The sequence below is a fragment of the Nocardia acidivorans NBRC 108247 genome (assembly GCF_001625085.1).
GTDB classification, from domain to species: Bacteria; Actinomycetota; Actinomycetes; order Mycobacteriales; family Mycobacteriaceae; genus Nocardia; species Nocardia acidivorans.
In genome coordinates, this window is record NZ_BDAW01000039.1 from 37,365 (window position 1) to 54,895 (window position 17,531).

The 17,531-nt window shown below is 66.9% G+C and carries 13 protein-coding genes; 5 read left to right on the top strand and 8 right to left on the bottom strand.

What is annotated here, in order from left to right; genetic code table 11:
* Positions 1 to 131 precede the first annotated feature (131 nt).
* The 3 genes from NA10_RS21715 to NA10_RS21725 all read left to right on the top strand — a co-directional run bounded on the left by NA10_RS21715 (position 132) and on the right by NA10_RS21725 (position 4,365).
* Positions 132 to 1,475 (top strand): threonine/serine exporter family protein, encoded by a 1,344-nt coding sequence (locus tag NA10_RS21715; RefSeq protein WP_067570907.1) that lies wholly within the window; start codon positions 132 to 134, stop codon positions 1,473 to 1,475.
* A 32-nt stretch (positions 1,476 to 1,507) separates the two neighbouring features.
* Positions 1,508 to 1,969 (top strand): SRPBCC family protein, encoded by a 462-nt coding sequence (locus NA10_RS21720; protein ID WP_067570845.1) that lies wholly within the window; start codon positions 1,508 to 1,510, stop codon positions 1,967 to 1,969.
* Positions 1,970 to 2,163: 194 nt separating this feature from the next.
* Positions 2,164 to 4,365: an MMPL family transporter gene (locus NA10_RS21725; protein ID WP_067570909.1), complete on the top strand. Its 2,202-nt coding sequence runs from the start codon at positions 2,164 to 2,166 to the stop codon at positions 4,363 to 4,365.
* 182 nt (positions 4,366 to 4,547) lie between these two features.
* On the opposite strand, the gene NA10_RS21730 is transcribed toward NA10_RS21725, so the two are convergent.
* On the bottom strand, positions 4,548 to 5,237 hold the full coding sequence (locus tag NA10_RS21730; RefSeq protein ID WP_307188407.1) for a TetR/AcrR family transcriptional regulator: 690 nt from the start codon (positions 5,235 to 5,237) through the stop codon (positions 4,548 to 4,550).
* Between the two features lie 46 nt (positions 5,238 to 5,283).
* Complete coding sequence (locus NA10_RS21735; RefSeq protein WP_067570847.1) at positions 5,284 to 6,519, bottom strand: cytochrome P450; 1,236 nt, start codon at positions 6,517 to 6,519, stop codon at positions 5,284 to 5,286.
* Between the two features lie 247 nt (positions 6,520 to 6,766).
* Here NA10_RS21735 and NA10_RS21740 point away from each other — a divergent pair, with 247 nt between their 5' ends.
* Complete coding sequence (locus tag NA10_RS21740) at positions 6,767 to 8,272, top strand: sugar transferase (RefSeq protein ID WP_084515101.1); 1,506 nt, start codon at positions 6,767 to 6,769, stop codon at positions 8,270 to 8,272.
* On the opposite strand, the gene asnB is transcribed toward NA10_RS21740, so the two are convergent.
* Both asnB and NA10_RS21750 read right to left on the bottom strand, forming a co-directional pair.
* Positions 8,269 to 10,104 (bottom strand): asparagine synthase (glutamine-hydrolyzing), encoded by a 1,836-nt coding sequence (asnB, locus tag NA10_RS21745; protein WP_067570851.1) that lies wholly within the window; start codon positions 10,102 to 10,104, stop codon positions 8,269 to 8,271. The genes NA10_RS21740 and asnB overlap by 4 nt on opposite strands.
* Before the next feature lie 110 nt (positions 10,105 to 10,214).
* Positions 10,215 to 10,796 carry a DapH/DapD/GlmU-related protein gene (locus tag NA10_RS21750; protein WP_067570853.1) on the bottom strand — a complete coding sequence of 194 codons (582 nt, stop codon included), beginning with the start codon at positions 10,794 to 10,796 and terminating at the stop codon, positions 10,215 to 10,217.
* 62 nt (positions 10,797 to 10,858) lie between these two features.
* Between NA10_RS21750 and NA10_RS21755 the strand changes: the two genes are divergently transcribed.
* Positions 10,859 to 12,976 (top strand): heparinase II/III family protein, encoded by a 2,118-nt coding sequence (locus NA10_RS21755; protein WP_157556664.1) that lies wholly within the window; start codon positions 10,859 to 10,861, stop codon positions 12,974 to 12,976.
* On the opposite strand, the gene NA10_RS21760 is transcribed toward NA10_RS21755, so the two are convergent.
* The 4 genes from NA10_RS21760 to NA10_RS21775 are packed head-to-tail and all read right to left on the bottom strand — an operon-like array spanning position 12,957 to position 17,401.
* A complete protein-coding gene (locus NA10_RS21760; protein WP_084515111.1) occupies positions 12,957 to 13,529 on the bottom strand; it encodes a YdcF family protein in 573 nt (190 codons plus the stop codon). The genes NA10_RS21755 and NA10_RS21760 overlap by 20 nt on opposite strands.
* Positions 13,526 to 14,998, bottom strand: coding sequence for a lipopolysaccharide biosynthesis protein (locus NA10_RS21765; RefSeq protein ID WP_067570858.1), 1,473 nt, complete (start codon positions 14,996 to 14,998; stop codon positions 13,526 to 13,528). Before NA10_RS21765 ends, NA10_RS21760 begins: the two co-directional genes overlap by 4 nt.
* On the bottom strand, positions 14,995 to 16,008 hold the full coding sequence (locus tag NA10_RS21770) for a glycosyltransferase family 2 protein (RefSeq protein WP_067570860.1): 1,014 nt from the start codon (positions 16,006 to 16,008) through the stop codon (positions 14,995 to 14,997). The genes NA10_RS21765 and NA10_RS21770 overlap by 4 nt, the downstream gene beginning before the upstream one ends.
* 16 nt (positions 16,009 to 16,024) lie before the next feature.
* Positions 16,025 to 17,401, bottom strand: coding sequence for a nucleotide sugar dehydrogenase (locus NA10_RS21775; protein WP_157556666.1), 1,377 nt, complete (start codon positions 17,399 to 17,401; stop codon positions 16,025 to 16,027).
* Between the last annotated feature and the right edge of the window lie 130 nt (positions 17,402 to 17,531).

A 17,531-nucleotide genomic window follows, 5' to 3' on the forward strand; every position in this document is an offset into this window, starting at 1 on the left:
CACCCGTGTACTTTTCTCCTGTGAGCAACGATCTAGCTACCAAAACCGGCGGGGCCGTGGCGGGCCTGCGCGGGCGGTGGCGACACCTGCTGACCAGCATCGTGGACCGCGCGGTCGCCGACCGCAATGCCATGGCCGACGCCGTGGTCGAGGCGCCCGCGCCGCTGCAGCCGATCGATCTCACCGATGACGCGACCGTGACCCAGGTGCTCGATCTGGCCGAGCGGGTCGGGGAGGTGGTGCTCGCGGCCGGGACCGCGGTCACCGACACCACCGATCAGATCGAGTTCATCGCCTCCACGTACGGGCTGTCCAACTGCGATATCGATGTCACCTACAACTCGATCCGCATCTCGGCCGATCGCGGGCCGACCCTGCCGCCCGCCAGCACCATGCGGATCGTGCATTACCGCTCGCTGGACTTCACCCGGTTGGCGGCGGTGGATCGGTTCACCCGGCGGATTCGCCGCGAGTTGGTCCCGCCCGAGGAGGCGCTGGCCACGCTCGATGAGATCACCACCGCACCGCATCCCTACAACCGGTGGATCGCGACCTTCGGGTGGGCGTTGATGGCGGCGGGTGTGGCGCTGCTGTTGAACGGTGGGCTGCTGATCGCCCTGGTCAGCTTCGCCACCACCTTCCTCATCGATCGCACCAATCGGCGGCTGAATCGTCGTGGACTGCCGTTCTTCTTCCAGCACATGGTGGGCGGTGCGATCGCGGCCGCACCCGCGGTGCTGGTCTCCAGCTTCGCCAGCCATCTGCATATGGATCCCGCGCTGATCATCGCCGCCGGAATCTCCGTGCTGCTGGCCGGTTTACAGCTGGTCGGCGCGGTCGAGGACGCGATCACCGGTGCACCGATCACCGCCTCGGCGCGCATGCTCGAGGTGGTGATGATGACCGGCGGCATTATCGCGGGCATCGTGCTGACCCTGCGGGTGTCCGAACTGTTGAACCTCACCGTGCCGACGGTCGATATGTCACCGGGCCGCGATCTCACCAACCTGCCGGTGAAGCTGCTCGCCGGTGCGATCACCTCGCTGGCCTTCGCCCTGGCCTGCTATGCGGAACGCCGGGCCCTGGCCGCCGCGGCGTTCAGCGGAGCGGCGGCCACCATCGCGTATCTGATGGTGCAGCACGCCGGGTTCGGTCCGGTCATCTCCTCGGGCGTGGCCGCGGTGGTCGTGGGTTTGGCCGGTGGTCTGCTCGCGCGCCGCGCCCTCACCCCGCCCCTGGTGGTCACCCTCGCCGGTATCACTCCCCTGCTGCCCGGTCTGCGCGTCTATCGCGGCCTCTACGCGCTGCTCAACAATGAACAGCTCATCGGGCTCAATCAGCTGTTCAGCGCGTTCGCGGTCGGCTGTGCGCTGGCGGCGGGCGTCACACTCGGCGAGTGGATCGCCCGCGATCTGCGCCGCCCGCGAATAATCACCCGCCTCAACACCATCCGGCGTCCCCGGTTTCAGAAGTGACCGCCGGTACGCGCTCGGGTTAGGGTCGGGCGGTGCGGGATTCAGTGACAGTTCATATGGCGGCTTCTCCCGAGGCGATCTGGGCGGTGGTCAGCGATGTAACCGATGTGGGGCGGTTCAGTCCGGAGACGTTCGGGGCCGAATGGCTCGACGGGGCGACCGGTCCGGCGGTGGGGGTGCGGTTTCGCGGGCATGTGAATCGCAATGGGTGGGGGCTGAAGTACTCCACCGAATGCCGGATCATCGCGTGCGAGCCGGGGCGCGAATTCGCGTTCACCGTGTACGCGCCGGGCAATCTCGGGCTCAATACCTGGCGCTACCAACTGGTTCCGGCCGGTGACGGCACCGATGTGACCGAATCCTTCGAACTGTCCCGGATTCTGCCGATGCGGTTGTACTGGCTGCTGGCGGGGTGGACGCGCGGCAGGACGAACCGCAGGGGCATGCTCGAAACCCTGGAGCGCGTCAAGCGGTTCGTGGAGAATCCGAGCTGATCTCAGCACGCCGAGTCCGAACCGCCATCGCGATATGCATGGTTCAGGAGTCTGGGTGTCGGGGGCCGGGGCATGTGTTCACGCTATTCGGATGGCCTGAGCAGCCGGGATGTATGGAAACAGTTGTGGCACAGGTGAACAGCGGGTGGCGGGGGTGAAGGCGGCGATCTTGCTTGCTACCGTGACGTATGAACCTGTTCGGGCGATGGGGTGATCTGGCCTGCCGATTGCGGTTCGCCGTTATCGGTGTGATGGTGGCGGGGTTGCTCGCTTTGGGTGGGTACGGACTCGGGTTGGACGACCATCTGAGTTCGGGTGGCATGTTCGATGATTCGTCGGAGTCCGCCGAGGCGGGGCGGCTGGCGGATGCCGCGTTCGGGCGCAATCACGATGTGGATGTGGTGGTGATGTTCACCGCGCCCGACGGGCAGACGGTGGATGACACGGACTTCACCGAGCGGGCGGTCTCGTATCTGAACAGCCTGCCGCGCGATCATCCCGAGCAGATCGCCGGGATCAAGGGCAGTTACTGGCCCACCGAGACCGGGGCGGTCTCAGCGGCTTTGGTGACCAAGGATCGGACCCGGGCGCTGGCGGCGATCGCGCTGCGCGGGGAGAACGATACCGAGCTGATTCAGAACTACCTCGCGGTCAAGGACGACTTCGACATTCGGGGACTGAATATCCAGGTCGGCGGATTGCAGCCGGTGGCCGGAACACTCAGCGATACCGTCGCGGTGGACCTGCACCGCATGGAGATCATGGCCATTCCGCTGGTCGGGCTGCTGCTGTTCTTCATCTTCGGCGGGGTGGTGGCCGCCGCGCTGCCGCTGATCATCGGACTGCTCACCATTTTCGGGGCCTTCGGCGTGGTGCGGTTCGTCACCAACTTCACCGAGGTGAATTCCTTCGTCTCGCCGGTGGTTTCGATGATCGGGCTCGGGCTGGCGATCGACTACGGATTGTTCATCGTCAGCCGGTTCCGCGAGGAGTTGGCGGCCGGATACGACACGCGCACGGCGGTGCGGCGCACGGTGATGACGGCGGGGCGCACCGTGGTGTTCTCCGCGACCATGATCGTGGCGAGTCTCGGCGGGCTGCTGCTGTTTCCGCAGGGATTCCTGAAATCCATTGCGTACGGGGCGATCGCGACGGTCACCATCGCGGCGATCACGGCGCTCACTGTGCTGCCCGCCATGCTGGCGATCCTCGGACCGCGGGTGGATCTGCTGGGGCTGGAGCGTTTTCGGCGCACCAAGTCCGCGACTTCGCTCAATGACGGTTTCTGGGGCCGCAGCACCGGCTGGGTGATGAGGCATCCGCGCAAGGTGGCGGTCCCGCTGCTGCTGGCCCTGGTGCTGTTGATACTGCCGATGCGGAATCTGGTCTTCGGCGGGTTCAGTGAGAAGTATCTGCCCCCGGACAATCCCACGCGGGTCGCGCAGGAGCAGATCGACCACTATTTCCCGCTGCGCAAATCCGATCCGCTGGAGATCGTGTTCATCTCGAGCAATTCGGCGGCGGTCGGCCCGGTCTGGAATCTGGCCAATCAGGCGCCGGGCCTGGTGGGGCAGTTCGATATTCCCGCGCGGTCGATCTCGCATCCGGACACCTATCGGGCCAAGGCTCCCGTGCTGGATATCAATGATGCGGGAGCGACCATCGAGTACCTGCGCGCGATGCCCCTGCCCGACGGGGTGCGGGTGTTCGTGGGCGGTGTGCCCGCCCTGCAGAAGGACAGCATCGACGCACTGCTGCAACGCATTCCGTGGATGATCGCCCTGGTTCTGCTGATCACCACGCTGCTCATGTTCTTGACCTTCGGCTCGCTGATACTGCCGATCAAGGCCGCGCTCATGAGCGGTCTCGGTCTGGGTTCCACGCTGGGCATCGTGACCTGGATTTTCGTCGACGGTCACGGCGCGAGCCTGTTGAACTTCACCCCGCAACCCGGCCAGGCGAACATGCTGGTGCTGATCATCGCCATCGTCTACGGCCTCTCCACCGACTACGAGGTATTCCTGGTGTCGCGCATGGTCGAAGCGCGGTCGCGGGGCGCGACAACGATCGAGGCGATTCGCACCGGCACCGCGCAGACCGGCGGCATCATCACCGCCGCGGCGCTGATCCTGCTGGTGGTCACGGGCGCGTTCGCCTTCTCGGATCTCGTTCTCATGCAGTACATCGCGTACGGCATGATCGCCGCGCTCTTCATCGACGCGACGGTACTGCGCATGTTCCTGGTGCCCGCGACCATGCGCCTGCTCGGCGATCGCGTCTGGTGGGCCCCGGCCTGGATGCAGCGGATCCAGCGCCGCATCGGCTTGGGTGAGCCGGTGCTCGAAGATGATCTTCCGCCGACCATGCTCCCCGATCTCAGCGAAGCCCGGCACTGACCGCGGCTCGCGAAACTCGGCGACAAGCTGGGTGAGGGCCTGTACGGACTCCTCACCACGCTGCCGCGCCGGGCCGTGGAGCGCCTCGCGGTATGGGTGAGCGAGGACAAGCGAATCACCCACTACCGCGCCAAGATTCCAGATGAGTACGGCCGCCGTGTGCTGACCAAACAGCGGCAGGTCTAGCCGGCCAGCCCGATGCTGCGGCCGATATCGGCCAGGGTGGCGTCGAACAGCACGTCCGGGTTGGTAATGGGGATCGGGTAGTTGCCGAAGACCTCGAGGGTGACGTGGCCGTAGAGGCGGGCCCAGAACTGGATCATCACGTAACTCACGCCGAGGTCGAGTTTCTCGGCGGGGAACTTCTGGCCCGAATCGGAGAGTACGCGCAGCAATTCGGTCTGGAAGGCGATGAGGTCGTCGCGGAGTTCGGGGGGAATGAACTCCATGGGCGGGGTGACCACGGCGTAATCGGTGAGCAGCCGACCGGCCGCCTCCAGGAACAGGCGGCCGACGGGTTCGCCGAATTGCTGCATGGCACTGCCCAGTACGGCCGCACTGGGCGAGGCGAAGACCAGGGTGAATTCGCGGGCGTGGTCCAGCGCCCACTGGCGGAAGCCGCGGCAGATGGCGAAGAACCGGATGCCCGCGTCATCGGGCAGGCCGTCGCAGGCGGCCGAGAGCGCCTGCGCCAGATCGTTGCAGACGTCGGTGCGAACCTCCGCGACCAATTGGTCGCGGGATTCGTAGTACCGGTAGAGCGCGGGCGCGGTGATACCCAGTTCGCGCGCGATGGCGCGCAGGGTGATCGCGTCCGGCCCCTGCTCGACCAGCAGTGACCGCGCGACGCGGCGGATGTCTGCGTCGCTCACCGCAGGTGTCCGTCCGCGTCGGCGTGGTTCACTCATGCTGAATTACTCACTCGTACTTGACTTGCCAGCTCTTGATGCCGTTCAGCCAGCCGGAACGGAGTCGGACCGGGTCCGAGACCTGGCTCAGGTTCGGCATGACATCGGCGATGGCATTGAACATGAGGTCGATCTCCAGGCGGGCGAGGTTGGCGCCCACACAGAAGTGGGTGCCGGTGCCGCCGAAGCCTACATGCGGATTCGGGTTTCGCAGGACATTGAACTCGAAGGGCTTGTCGAAGACCTCTTCGTCGAAGTTGGCGGCGGAGTAGAACATTCCGACGCGCTGGCCCTTCTCGAGCTTCTGGCCCGAGAGCACGGTGTCCTGCAGGACGGTGCGCTGGAACGCGATGACCGGGGTGGCCCAGCGCACGATCTCGTCCGGAGCGGTGCGCGGGCGCTGCTCGCGGTAGAGCTCCCACTGCTCGGGATTGTCGACGAATGCCTTCATACCGTGCGTGATGGCATTGCGGGTGGTCTCGTTGCCGGCCACGGCCAGCAGGATGACGAACCAGGCGAATTCGTCCGAGGCGAGCGATTCACCGTCGACATCGGCATTGAGCAGCGTGGACATGATGTCCTCGGCGCCGCCGAGGTCGACCGGGCACTTGCGCTTCTCTTCGGCCAGGTTCCACGAGTAGCCCATGACCTCGGCGGTGGCGACCTTGTGATCACCCTCGAAGTCGGGATCGTCGTAGGAGATCATCTGGTTGGTCCAGTCGAAGATCTTGCCGCGATCTTCCTGCGGGATGCCGATGAGCTCGGCGATGGCCTGCAGCGGGAGTTCGCAGGCGACCTCGGTGACGAAGTCGCCCGAGCCCTTCTTCTTGGCCTCGTGCACGATCTTCTCGGCGCGGTCGCGCAGCGCGTTGCGCAGCGATTCGACGGCGCGGGGGGTGAAGCCCTTGGAGACGATGCGACGCAGTTTGGTGTGCCGGGGCGGATCCTGGTTCAGCAGCAGGAAGCGCTGGACCTCGATCTCCTCCCGCATGATGTCGTCGTAGAAGCGGATGACCGCGGTGTTCTCCTCGGAGGAGTACACCTCCGGAGTCTTGGAGATCTCCTTGATGTCTTCCATTTTGGTGACGGCCCAGTAGCCGTCGTCTTTGAAGCCACTGCCGACTTGCGGCACCCAGGCGATGGGCGTGGTGCGGCGGAGTTCGGCGAACTCCTCGACGGGCAGGCGCTGGGAGAGCAGGTCGGGATCGGTGAAGTCGAACCCGGAGGGGATGGACGGCGCGGACACGGGTACCTCCTTTGGAACACGTTCCACGAAGTGAACCACATCACGGGGCAGTTTGTGAACACCTATTAGTAAATAGGTATCACTTGATCCGGCGGCGGACTGCCCGGTATATCGAAATCCCTTGGGTTCCAGTCCATTCGGTTCCGGTAATGCCGGCCGCCCCGCGAACGAAACCAGTAGTATCAGCTCGGGCGTCCGTTGAGGGGGATCGCCAGAGGCTCAAGTGTCCACATGATGGAGCTCCAGGATGGCCTTCCAGCTCGACGGGGAACAGAGGCTCGACCGCTCTGTACCTCGTACGCCGCCGCGACCACAACCCTCCGGAAAACGCCGCTGGCAGGCCGAATACGGCCGCCGCCTGCGTATGACCGATGCCGTGGTGGTCTGCGGTGCGGTCGCGCTGGCCCAGCTGATTCGGTTCGGCGGCCTCAATTACGACTCCCCACTGGACTGGGCGGGCGACGCCCGAATCGGCTACTCGGTCATCTCGGTGCTGCTGGCCCTGATCTGGCTGGTGTTCCTGGCGGTCGGCAATACCTGGTCGCCACCCGTAATCGGTACCGGCCCAGAGGAATACCGGCTCATCATCGCCGCCACGATGCGCCTGTTCGGGCTGATAGCGATCATCTCGCTACTGCTGCGGATGGATTTCGCGCGCGGCTATCTCGGCATCGCGCTGCCGGTCGGCCTGATCGGCCTGATCCTGAATCGGATGGCCTGGCGCAAATACGCGGCGCGGCGGCGGCGCAACGGCGACTACCTCACCTCGGTTCTCGTTGTCGGACGGCGGGATTCGGCCCGGGAGATCATGCGCTGCTTCGAACGCGATGCGGCCGTGGGTTATTCGGTGGCCGGGGTCTACATTCCCTATCCCGAGGACGATGCGGCGGTCACCGCCGAGTCCGATCTGCCGATTCTCCAGGAGTCCTCGGTGCTCGACGCCGCCCGCGCGGTCGCCGCCGATACCGTGGCCATCGCCGCCACCGAGCACCTGGGCACCCAGGGGATAAACGACCTGGTCTGGAAGCTCTCTCCGCTCGGTATCGACCTGGTGGTGACACCGGGCGTGGTGGATGTGGCCGATCAGCGACTATCGATTCGACCGGTCGCCAACCTCCCGCTGCTGCATATCGAGAAGCCGCAGTACGATCGCGCCAAATCCTTCGGCAAGGCCGCGTTCGACTTCGTCTTCGCCGCGCTGGCCCTGCTGGTGATCTCCCCGGTCATGATCGCCATCGCGCTGACGGTCAAAATCACCAGCCCCGGACCGGTGTTCTACCGATCCGAGCGCATCGGCTTGAACGGCGAACCGTTCCGAATGATCAAGTTCCGCAGCATGTGCGAGGACGCGGATAAAGAGTTGACCAACCTCCAGGCCGAGAACGAGGGTGCCGGTCTGCTGTTCAAAATGCGCGCCGATCCGCGCGTGACGCCCATCGGGCGAATTCTGCGCAAATTCAGCCTCGACGAACTCCCGCAGTTCATCAATGTGCTCCGGGGTGAGATGAGCGTGGTCGGCCCGCGCCCGCCCACGCGCGGCGAGGTCGAGCGCTACGACGGCAAGGTGCGCCGCCGCCTGCTGGTCAAACCCGGGGTGACCGGGCTCTGGCAGGTGTCGGGCCGCTCGGATCTGTCCTGGGAGGAGTCGGTCCGGCTGGATCTGTCCTATGTCGAGAACTGGTCCATGGTTCAGGACCTCATGATCATCAAGCGCACCATCTTCGCGGTGGCGCGCAGCGACGGCGCGTACTAGCCGGTCAGGCGGCGCTGTAGTTCGCGATGCCAGACCTCGAGCGAGAGCAGCGTCCAGATTCGGGGCTGCTCATCGCGGGCACCGGAGGTGTGCCCGTCCAGCAGTCGTCGGACCGCGCCCCGATCGAAGTGTGAGCCGACGAACGAGGAGGGGCCGTCCAGCAGGTCGAAGGCCATCTCGCGCAGATGCCCGCGGAACCACTCGTCCAAGGGAACCTTGAAACCGACCTTGGGGCGGTCCACCAGATTCACCGGAAGGTGGTGGCGCGCCAGCTCTTTCACAATCCATTTGGTGGTGCCGCCGCGCACCTTCACCGAACTGGGCAGCCGGAAGGCGAGTTCGGCGACCCGATGGTCCAGGAAGGGCGGGCGCAGTTCCAGGGAGGCGGCCATGGACATGCGGTCGCCGCGCTCGAGCAGATTGTCGGCGAGCCAGGTGTGGGTATCGGCATAGAGCATGCGGCGCAGGGAATCGCCGCGTCCGTTCAGGTACGGGTCCAGGACCGTGCGGGCGGGCGGGCCGCCGAGCAATCGGTCCCGCTCCAGACTGGTGAACGGTGCGAACCACCCGCGCATACGCTCGGCATAGCTGGGCTCGGACAGGGCCCGCAGCGCGACGGTGAGTCTGGCCTGGTTGGCGGGGAGCCGCTGCTCCAGCAGTCGCAGCGGCCCCTTCGGCACCACGCCGCCCAACCGGGTGGCGCGGGCGAACCCGTATTTCGGGTAGCCGCCGAACAATTCGTCGCTGCCCTCGCCCGAGAGCACCACCTTCACCTGTTCGCGGGCGAGCCGGGCGAGCCCGTACACCGCTACATCGGCGGGTTCGGACAGCGGTGAATCCCGATGCCAGCTCAGCCGCGCCCAGTTCTCCTGAAAGTCATTGGCGGTGATCACGGTCTCGTGATGGGTGCTGCCGACGATCTTGGCGGCCATCCGCGCCCAATGGGTTTCGTCCACGCGCTCATCGCCGAATCCGGCGGAGAAGGTGTGCAGTCCGGCTCCCCCGCGCTCGGCGGCGACCAGAGCGCAGATCAGGCTGCTGTCGACCCCGCCCGAAAGGTACGCGCCCACCGGCACATCCGCGACCAGCGCATCGCGCACCGAGGCCCGCAGCGCCTCGTCGAGCAGTTCCACCGCGGCGGCGGGGCTGATATCGAGCGCGTCCGCATCGCGGGGCAGCCGCCAGTACGCCTCGGTGTGGATGCTGCCGTCCGCGCGCACCACCAGGTGATGCCCCTGCGGCACCTTGCGCACGCCCTCGATGAAGGTGTACGGCGCGGGCACCGATCGATGCGCCAGGAAGTCGTGCAGGCTCGCGGTGTCCACGGCGGGCCGCTCGATCACCGGGTACAGCGCCTTGATCTCCGAGGCGAAGGCGAAGAGGGTCTCGGTGGCGTAGTAGTACAGCGGCAGGATGCCGAGCCGATCCCGGAACAGATGGGTCTCACCGGTCTCGGAATCGTGCAGGGCGTAGGCGAATTGGCCGCGCAACCGGCTCACCCCGGCGGGACCGTAGCGCTCGTACAGGCCCAGCAGCACCTCGGTGTCGCCGCGGCTGGTGAACGGATAGTCCAGCCCCGAACGCAGTTCGCGATAGTTCAGGATCTCGCCGTTGAAGGTGAGGTGGGTGGTGCCGCGCGCGCCGGTCATGGGCTGCGCGGAGGCGGCCAGATCGATAATGGAGAGCCGGGTGTGCGCGAAACCCACCGGCCCGTCGCACCAGAGGCCGTGATCGTCGGGGCCGCGATGGTGCAGCGCGGCGCTCATATCGCTGAGCAGTTCCTTGCTGACCGGACCACCGTCGAATCGGCGCACGCCGACTATGCCACACACATCGACTCCCCTTCACCCGCAGTCGTAGCGGAAATCGCGTACGAGTCTGCACCCGCCAGCCTAGTCGTGTCGCGGGCGGGGTTGGGGACCTACGAAAGCGCCTGTGACGTTTATGGTTTCGAACCCAGTCGATCCGGTTCGGGCGGCGGGACGGATTCTTCCCGGAAGTCGTGGATGATGCGCGCGGGCACACCGGCCACATGCACATCGGCGGGCACGTCGTTGATGACCACGGCTCCGGGCCGAACCTCCACCCGATCACCGATCGCGCAGCCCACCACCACGGCATTGGGCCCGATGAAGACATCGTCGCCGATCACCGGATATTTCCCGGGTGCCCCGCTGGCCAGGGACACGCCCTGGTGGATACGGCAGCGCGCGCCGATCCTGGCGTTCGGACTGACCAGCAGCATGCCGACGTGCGCGATGGACAGGCCGGGCCCGAAGACATTGCGCGGGATGGAGAATCCCAATCGTTCACCGAGCAGTTTGGTGCGCAGCAGATACCACAGGAAGACGCCGCGGCCGATCGGATCGGTGCGCACGTTCTGCCAGTATTCGGACCTGCGCAGCAGTCGCTGGAAGTAGAGGGGCCGATAGGTGAGCCAGTAGTACGGTCGCCATGCCGTGAGGCCGTGTGCCGCCAAATCCTCTGCGAGATAACGCCGCAGGCTCTCCTTGGAATCGATCACGGGGTGAATGATCCCCCACCACTCGGGCAGTCCACAACCGATTCTCGCGGTATGGTCCTGCGGTGTCGAGCCATCTGACCTGGTATCTGCACCGGCTGCGCGCCATGAGCGGACAGGAGCTGCTCTGGCGCTCGGGCCGATTGCGGCAGCGGCTTCTCGCCAGGCCCGTGAGCTGGGAGTCCACCGAGGCGGCGTTGTTCGGGCGCTCCCGGCCGGATTGGGTTGCGCTGCTGCGGGATTTCCGCGCGGGCGCGGGACGCCCGGTCATCCTGGATCGGGCGCGCGCGGCGCGTATCGCCGATACCGATCCGGCCGCGGCGGCCGCGGTCATCGCCGCGGCGGAGCGGGTGCTGGGCGGGCAGGTGCGGTTCTTCGGCTATCCCCCGGCCCGGCTCGGACCGCTGATCGACTGGAATCGCGATCCACTGGCCGAAATACGCTGGCCGAGTGTGAGTTCCGAGCGCATCGACCATCGCACCACGACGGGCGATCCGAAGTGGATCTGGGAGCTCAACCGGCTCCAGCATCTGCCGTGGCTGGCGCAGGCGTGGCTGTTCACCGGTGAGGAGCGCTTCGCCGAGGCGGCCTTCGATCATCTGGACAGCTGGATCGAACAGCAGCCGCCCGGGGCGGGGATCGCCTGGCGCGGCGCGTTCGAATGCGGCATACGGTCCATATCAGTGGGTTTCGCACTCCAGGGGTTGCGGGACGCGCCGGGATTGACGCCCGAACGGTATGGCAGGTACCTCACCCTGCTCGGGGAGAGCGCGCGGCGGTGCTGGGTGGAGCGGTCGCTGTTCAGCTCGGCCAATAATCATCTGATCGGTGAGCTGACCGGGTTGGCGACCGTCGCGATCCTGTTCCCCGAATTGCCCGCCGCGCCGGTGTGGCAGCGCGATGCGCCGGCCCTGCTGGTCGAGCACGCCGATCGGCAACTGCTGCCCGATGGCGCGGGCGCCGAGCAGGCGATCGCCTATCAGCTGTTCACGGTGGAGCTGCTCGCGCTGGTCTACGCGCTGTTGGCGCTGAAATATGAACCGCCGCAACGGCTCGGCGCGGCCATCGCGCGCAGCTCCCGTTTTCTGGCCCTGCTGGTGGGCGATGCGGATCCGCCGCCGCGCTTCGGTGATGACGACGGCGGCTTCGCCCTTCGGCTGGGGCCGGAGGAGATTCGCACGGTGCGCGACCATCTGGGCATCGCCGACGCGGTGGTGCCGGATCCGGCGGCGGCGCGGGTGGGGACGGCGACGATCACGGCGCTGTGGCTGCGGGATGCGCTCGGCTCCGCGGTCGCCCCCGCCACCGAGCCCGCGCCCAGCGGGTACGCCCCAGACGGCGGAATGGTGGTGCTGCGGTCGGGACGACGGCGCGTACTCATGGATGTCGGTCCGCTGGGCTATCTTTCGATCGCCGCGCACGGGCATGCCGATGCGCTGTCGGTGACCCTCGCACTGGACGGTGCGGAGGTCATCGGGGATCCGGGCACCGCGAGCTACTACGGGCATCCGCGATGGCGGGTCGCGCATCGAAGTACCCGCGCGCATCCGACTGTCACGGTCGACGAGGTGGATCAGTCCGTGGTCGGCGGGCCGTTCCTGTGGAGTGCGCACGCGCGGGTGCGGGTGCGGGCGGTCGATCCGCTGCGCGGCATCGTCGATGCCGAGCATGACGGCTACCACCGGCTCGAAGCACCGGTGACGCATCGGCGATGGCTCATCGCGCCGCCGGACAGCGGACCGATCGCGGTGGTGGATCAGTTGTCCGGCAGTGGAATTCACTCCGCACGGGTTTCCTGGCCGCTGCATCCCGCGCTCACCGCCGATCCGGTCGCGAGCGGTCATCTGGTGCACCGCGACGGTGATCCGGTGGTCGCGCTGGCCTACGGCGCGACGGTGCCGCTCATGGTCGATCAGGTGCGCGGTGACGAGACCGAACAGCTGGGCTGGTGGTCCGAGCGGCTGGAGGCACGGGAGCCCGCCTGGTTGATCGGCGCGAGGTGTTCCGGGGCAGCGCCTTTCGTGATCGTGACGGTGCTCGGCCCGGTCGCGAGCCGCGAGGTGCTGGTCACACGGACCGACGAGGCGATCCGGGCGCGATGGCGCACCGGTGCGACCGCGTACTCCCTCGTCATCGACCCGCGGCGGGACGGCGCGGTCCTGCTCAGCACCCCGGATCGATGAAAGCCCGGACGTATCCGGCGCTTTGATACGCGTAGGACCACGCCCAATACCAGGGGCTGATGTGCACCGGTCCGGGTTCCATGATCAGCGCGCCCGCGAAGCACTGTTCGAGGATGTAGCGCGCCCGGGAAAGATGCGGGCGCATGGTGATGACGATGACGGTTTGCCAGCCGCGCTGACTCGCCAGCGCGCGCAGCTCGCGGCCCTCGCCCACGGTGGTCGGCGGATTCGGCGCGAAGCATTCCAGGATGAATCCCCGCTGCGGGGTATGGCACGGTTCGCGGACCTCGTCGATATCGGTGTCCTCGCCATACGGATTGGAGAACAGCACCGTCGAGGCGAAGCCCCGCCGGGCGAGGTCCAGCCCGTAGGCGTAGCGGTCCACACCTTCACCGCCGAGCACCAGGATGGCGTCGGCATGCCGGAGCGGATCCACCTGCGGCCGCACGTATACCGGGTATCCGGCGGCGATGATCCCGGCGATCAGGGCGATGACCGCGGCGGCGACGGAGATCCGGCGGCGAGTGCGCCGCGGCCGCACCGGACCCGTCATGCGCGGCGCGCCCGCCGCCATATCGGCCGCAGCGTGGCGGGTGAAATCAGCTGTAGCACAAGGCCGAAGAGCCCGAGGAAGGCCAGCGCCTCCACCGCGATCAAACCCAGTCCGGGAGCCACCGCGTGCGCACCGGCGTGCAGTACGCGCTGTTCCAGCACTCCGATTGCCACGGCCGCGACCACCGCGGCCAGTAGTGCGGGCACGAGGCAGCGCCCGAGTTCGCCACGGGACACCCCGATTACTCTACCCGCCAAGATCAGTCCGGTGAGTCCGGTGAGCAGCGCCGAAATCGACAGTGCCACCCCGACACCGGACAATCCGCGCGGTAGCAACAGCACCAGCAGCGGGATGGCCGTGAGTGCGCCGACGCCGCTCATCCCATTGATCAGTTGCGGTCGGCCCGCGCCCTTGAGCGCCTCGGCGGACACCGACATGAGCGCGTATCCGACGCCTACCCCGCACATGGTTTCGACCAGGACACCGGCTCCGCGCCAGGGATCGCCGAGCAGCAGCACCACCGTCGGCTCACCGATGGCCGCGAGCAGCGCGGAGGCCGGGACCACCGCCAGCCACATCCAGCCCAGGGCGGTGAGGTAGCCGCGCCGGAAGCGCTCCCGCTCCCCGGAGATGCGCGCGAACGCCGGAAACAAGACGTAGGAACAGATTTGGATGATCGCCATGACGGGCAGGAAGGCCAGCCGCCGGCCATTGCGGTAGTTGCCCAGGGCGGCGGTCTCCAGCCGGTGCCCGACCAGCACCACCTCGGTCACCTCGATGGCCCGCTCCAGCACGCTCTCGATGAGCAGCGGGAACGCGAAAACCGCCATTTCCCGCCATAATCCGAGGCGGAACCGGCCGCGCCCCGGCCGCCAGCCCGAGAGCCACCACGCGGCGATCACCGACACCGTCAGCGCGGCGTAGTAGCCGGTCACCAGCGCCCACACTCCCCAGCCCGCCGCCGCACCGGTGATCGAGACGATCGCGAAGGCGGCGGCGTTGGCGGGATCGACTATGACACGCCGCCTGAACTGGAACTCGCGCTGCATCAAGGCATCCGGCACCGCCATGAGCGAGGTGAGCAGCACCGTGCCCGAGGACGCGGCGGCGACGAGCCCGACCTGCGAGTTGCCGAACAGCGCCGACAGCACCGGCGCGGTGGCCAGCAGCACGACCGCGAGCATCGCACCGGAGATCAGGGTCGCCCAGAACACCGTTTCCGCCGCATCGGCCAGGTGATCGCGTCGTTGAATCAGCGCATGGCTGAGGGAACTGTGCGAGAACACCACGACGAACGTGGTCAGCACCGTGCCGGCGGTGAAGACGCCGATCTGGCTGGGCGACAGCAGATGCGCCAGCACCAGCGTCTGCGCCAGCGCGATGCCCTGCACCGCCGCGATTCCCGCCGCCGAGAGCGAGGCCCCGCGTGTGAGTACCGCGAGCAGACCGCCGGGTGCCGCGTCGGTCACCGTTTGACGGTGGTGACAATCCGGCCCGCCGCGTGCGCGACCCGCTCGGAGACCTGTTGTTTGACCGGGTGGATCCGGCGCAGCAGGCCGGGAAAGGTATTGACCGACACGATGATCGCGGCGGCGCGCACCGTGCGCCGTTGCGCGAAGGCGTCGCGCGCGGCACTCCTGGCCGCCGGATCGTCGCCCGCCAGCAGCGCCTGCTGCGCCCGCCACAACCACACCCAGTACCGGAAGGTCCGAAGCGTCTTGTCCAGCGCCGCCCTGGCGTCCGGATCGGTGGGCGCGGCCCAGGCGAAGGAGCGCTCCAGTTCGGCCATGAACGCCTCGGCCTTGGCCGGATCGCGGGTCATGGAGTCGCTGCGCAGCCGGAAGCGCGCGAGTCGTTGCGGCAGTATGCGAATGTCGTAGGAACCGACCATGCGAATCCAGATGGCGACCGATTCGTGCAGCTCCTGTCCGCCGCGATCGTAACCGCCGACGGCCTCCCAGGCCGAGCGCCGAATGGCGGCGGTGTAGTACGGGACCAGTCCGCCGAGCAGATCGGTCAGGCTGAGCGGCTTCGTGGGGTCCGGCTTCTGTTTGACATTGGTGGAGCGGTAGTAGCCGGTCGGAAGGTCCGCTCCCGAATCGTCGAAACGGAATGCGTCACAACCGATCGCGTCGATATGCGGATCGGCGTCCAGGGCCTGGCCCAGCACCTCGCAGAAGTTCGGCATGACCTGATCGTCACTGTCCAGCACCACGAAGAACCGGCCGGTCGCCACCGCGGCCGCGGCCATGACTCCCCCGTCGTAGCCCTTGTTCTCCTGGCGCACCAGTCGGATTCGCTTGTCGTCGGCATAGCCGTCCACGATGGCCGCGATGGCATCGGACATGCCATTGTCGACCACGATCAGCTCCCAGTCCGAAAACGTCTGTCCCACCACCGAATCGATGGTGTCCCGGAGATAGTCCTCGGTCTTGTACGCCGTTGTCAGAAAGCTGAACGCCGGTTCGGACGCCGCCATCACTATCCCTTCGCCGCTACCACCCGATGCCGAGATATCCGGGGCGCTGCCGCCGCGTCGCGGCCCCCGGCAACCGCACCAGATCGATGACGGTGTGTTCCGGGCCGAGTCCGTCGATGGCGGAGACCACCTCGGGTTCGGCGCTGCCCGCGATGAATATCTCCCCGTGCGCGAGAACCGTTGCAATATCGTCGGTCAGCAGTTCGCCGATATGCGGCAGCCGCTCCTCGATGAAGGCGCGATTGGCGCCCATCAGCCGGGACAGCGCCACATTGGCATCGTAGATGCGCACGTCATAGCCCTTGCCGAGGAGCCGCTCGGCGAATTCCACCATCGGGCTCTCGCGCAGATCGTCGGTGCCGGATTTGAAGGACAGCCCGAAGATGCCGACGCGGCGACGGCCCAGGCCGATCACCATATCGACCGCGCGGCGCAGCTGGGATTCGTTGGAGGCCAGCACATTCTGCAGCACCGGCAGTTCCAGATCGTGCTGGCGGGCGGTGTGGGTGAGCGCCCGCACATCCTTGGGCAGGCAGGAGCCGCCGAAGGCGAAGCCGGGCCGCAGGTACGCCGGACTGATATTGAGCTTGGTGTCGGCCAGGAAGATATCCATGACCGCGTGCGAGTCCAGGCCGAGTTCGGCGCAGAGCGCGCCGATCTCATTACCGAAGGTCACCTTGAGCGCGTGGAAACTGTTGTCGACGTATTTGGTCATCTCCGCGACCGCGATGGGTACCCGGAAACGCGGCCCGGGCAGATCGTCGTACAGGCTCATCATCTCCGCGCCGGTACGAGTATCGGTCTCGCCGACAACGGTTTTGGGCGGATTCTCGAAATCGCGCACACTGCTGCCCTCGCGCAGGAATTCCGGATTCACGCACACCCCGAAATCCACCCCGGCGCGTTTGCCCGACGCCCGCTCCAGTATCGGGATGAGTGTGCCCGCGCAGGTGCCCGGCACCATGGTGCTGCGATAGGCGACCACATGCCAGGAGCCCTTGACCGCGAGCGCCGCCCCGATCTCCGCGCTCACCCGTTCCAGGTACTCCGTGGACAACCCGCCCCCGGGTGCGGACGGCGTGCCCACGCAGACGATCGAGATATCGCTGCCCGCAACGGCTTCGGCTACCTTCTCGGTGACGGTGAGCCGACCCGAGGCCACCACCTCGGCGATCACCTCCCCGATGCGCTCCTCCACGACGGGGGTGCGCCCCTGCCGGATGAACTCGGTCTTCTGCGGATTCACATCCACCCCGATCACCGAGTTCCCCCTGGCGGCGAGGCAGGCCGCGGAGACGCAACCGACGTATCCGAGCCCGAAGACACTCACCGCCAGCGCCCGCCCCGTGCGCCGATCCTGTCCGTTTGCCGCCGGCCGGTCATGCTCGTCCATCTGCACCCCATCAGGGATCGTCGCCACCGCTATTTAGCTTTATACCAATGTATTCCGTGAATCGTTCGAGTTATCATCGTGCGGTGGAACGCGCGACGGTCCCCGTGTACGTCGCGGTCGGGGGTGAGGA

Coding starts and splice junctions, on each gene's coding strand:
- NA10_RS21715 (WP_067570907.1), top strand. CDS start 132: ATGGCCGACGCCGTGGTCGAGGCGCCCGCGCCGCTGCAGCCGATCGAT.
- NA10_RS21740 (WP_084515101.1), top strand. CDS start 6,767: ATGGCCTTCCAGCTCGACGGGGAACAGAGGCTCGACCGCTCTGTACCT.
- NA10_RS21760 (WP_084515111.1), bottom strand. CDS start 13,529: ATGACGGGTCCGGTGCGGCCGCGGCGCACTCGCCGCCGGATCTCCGTC.
- NA10_RS21770 (WP_067570860.1), bottom strand. CDS start 16,008: ATGGCGGCGTCCGAACCGGCGTTCAGCTTTCTGACAACGGCGTACAAG.
- NA10_RS21775 (WP_157556666.1), bottom strand. CDS start 17,401: ATGGACGAGCATGACCGGCCGGCGGCAAACGGACAGGATCGGCGCACG.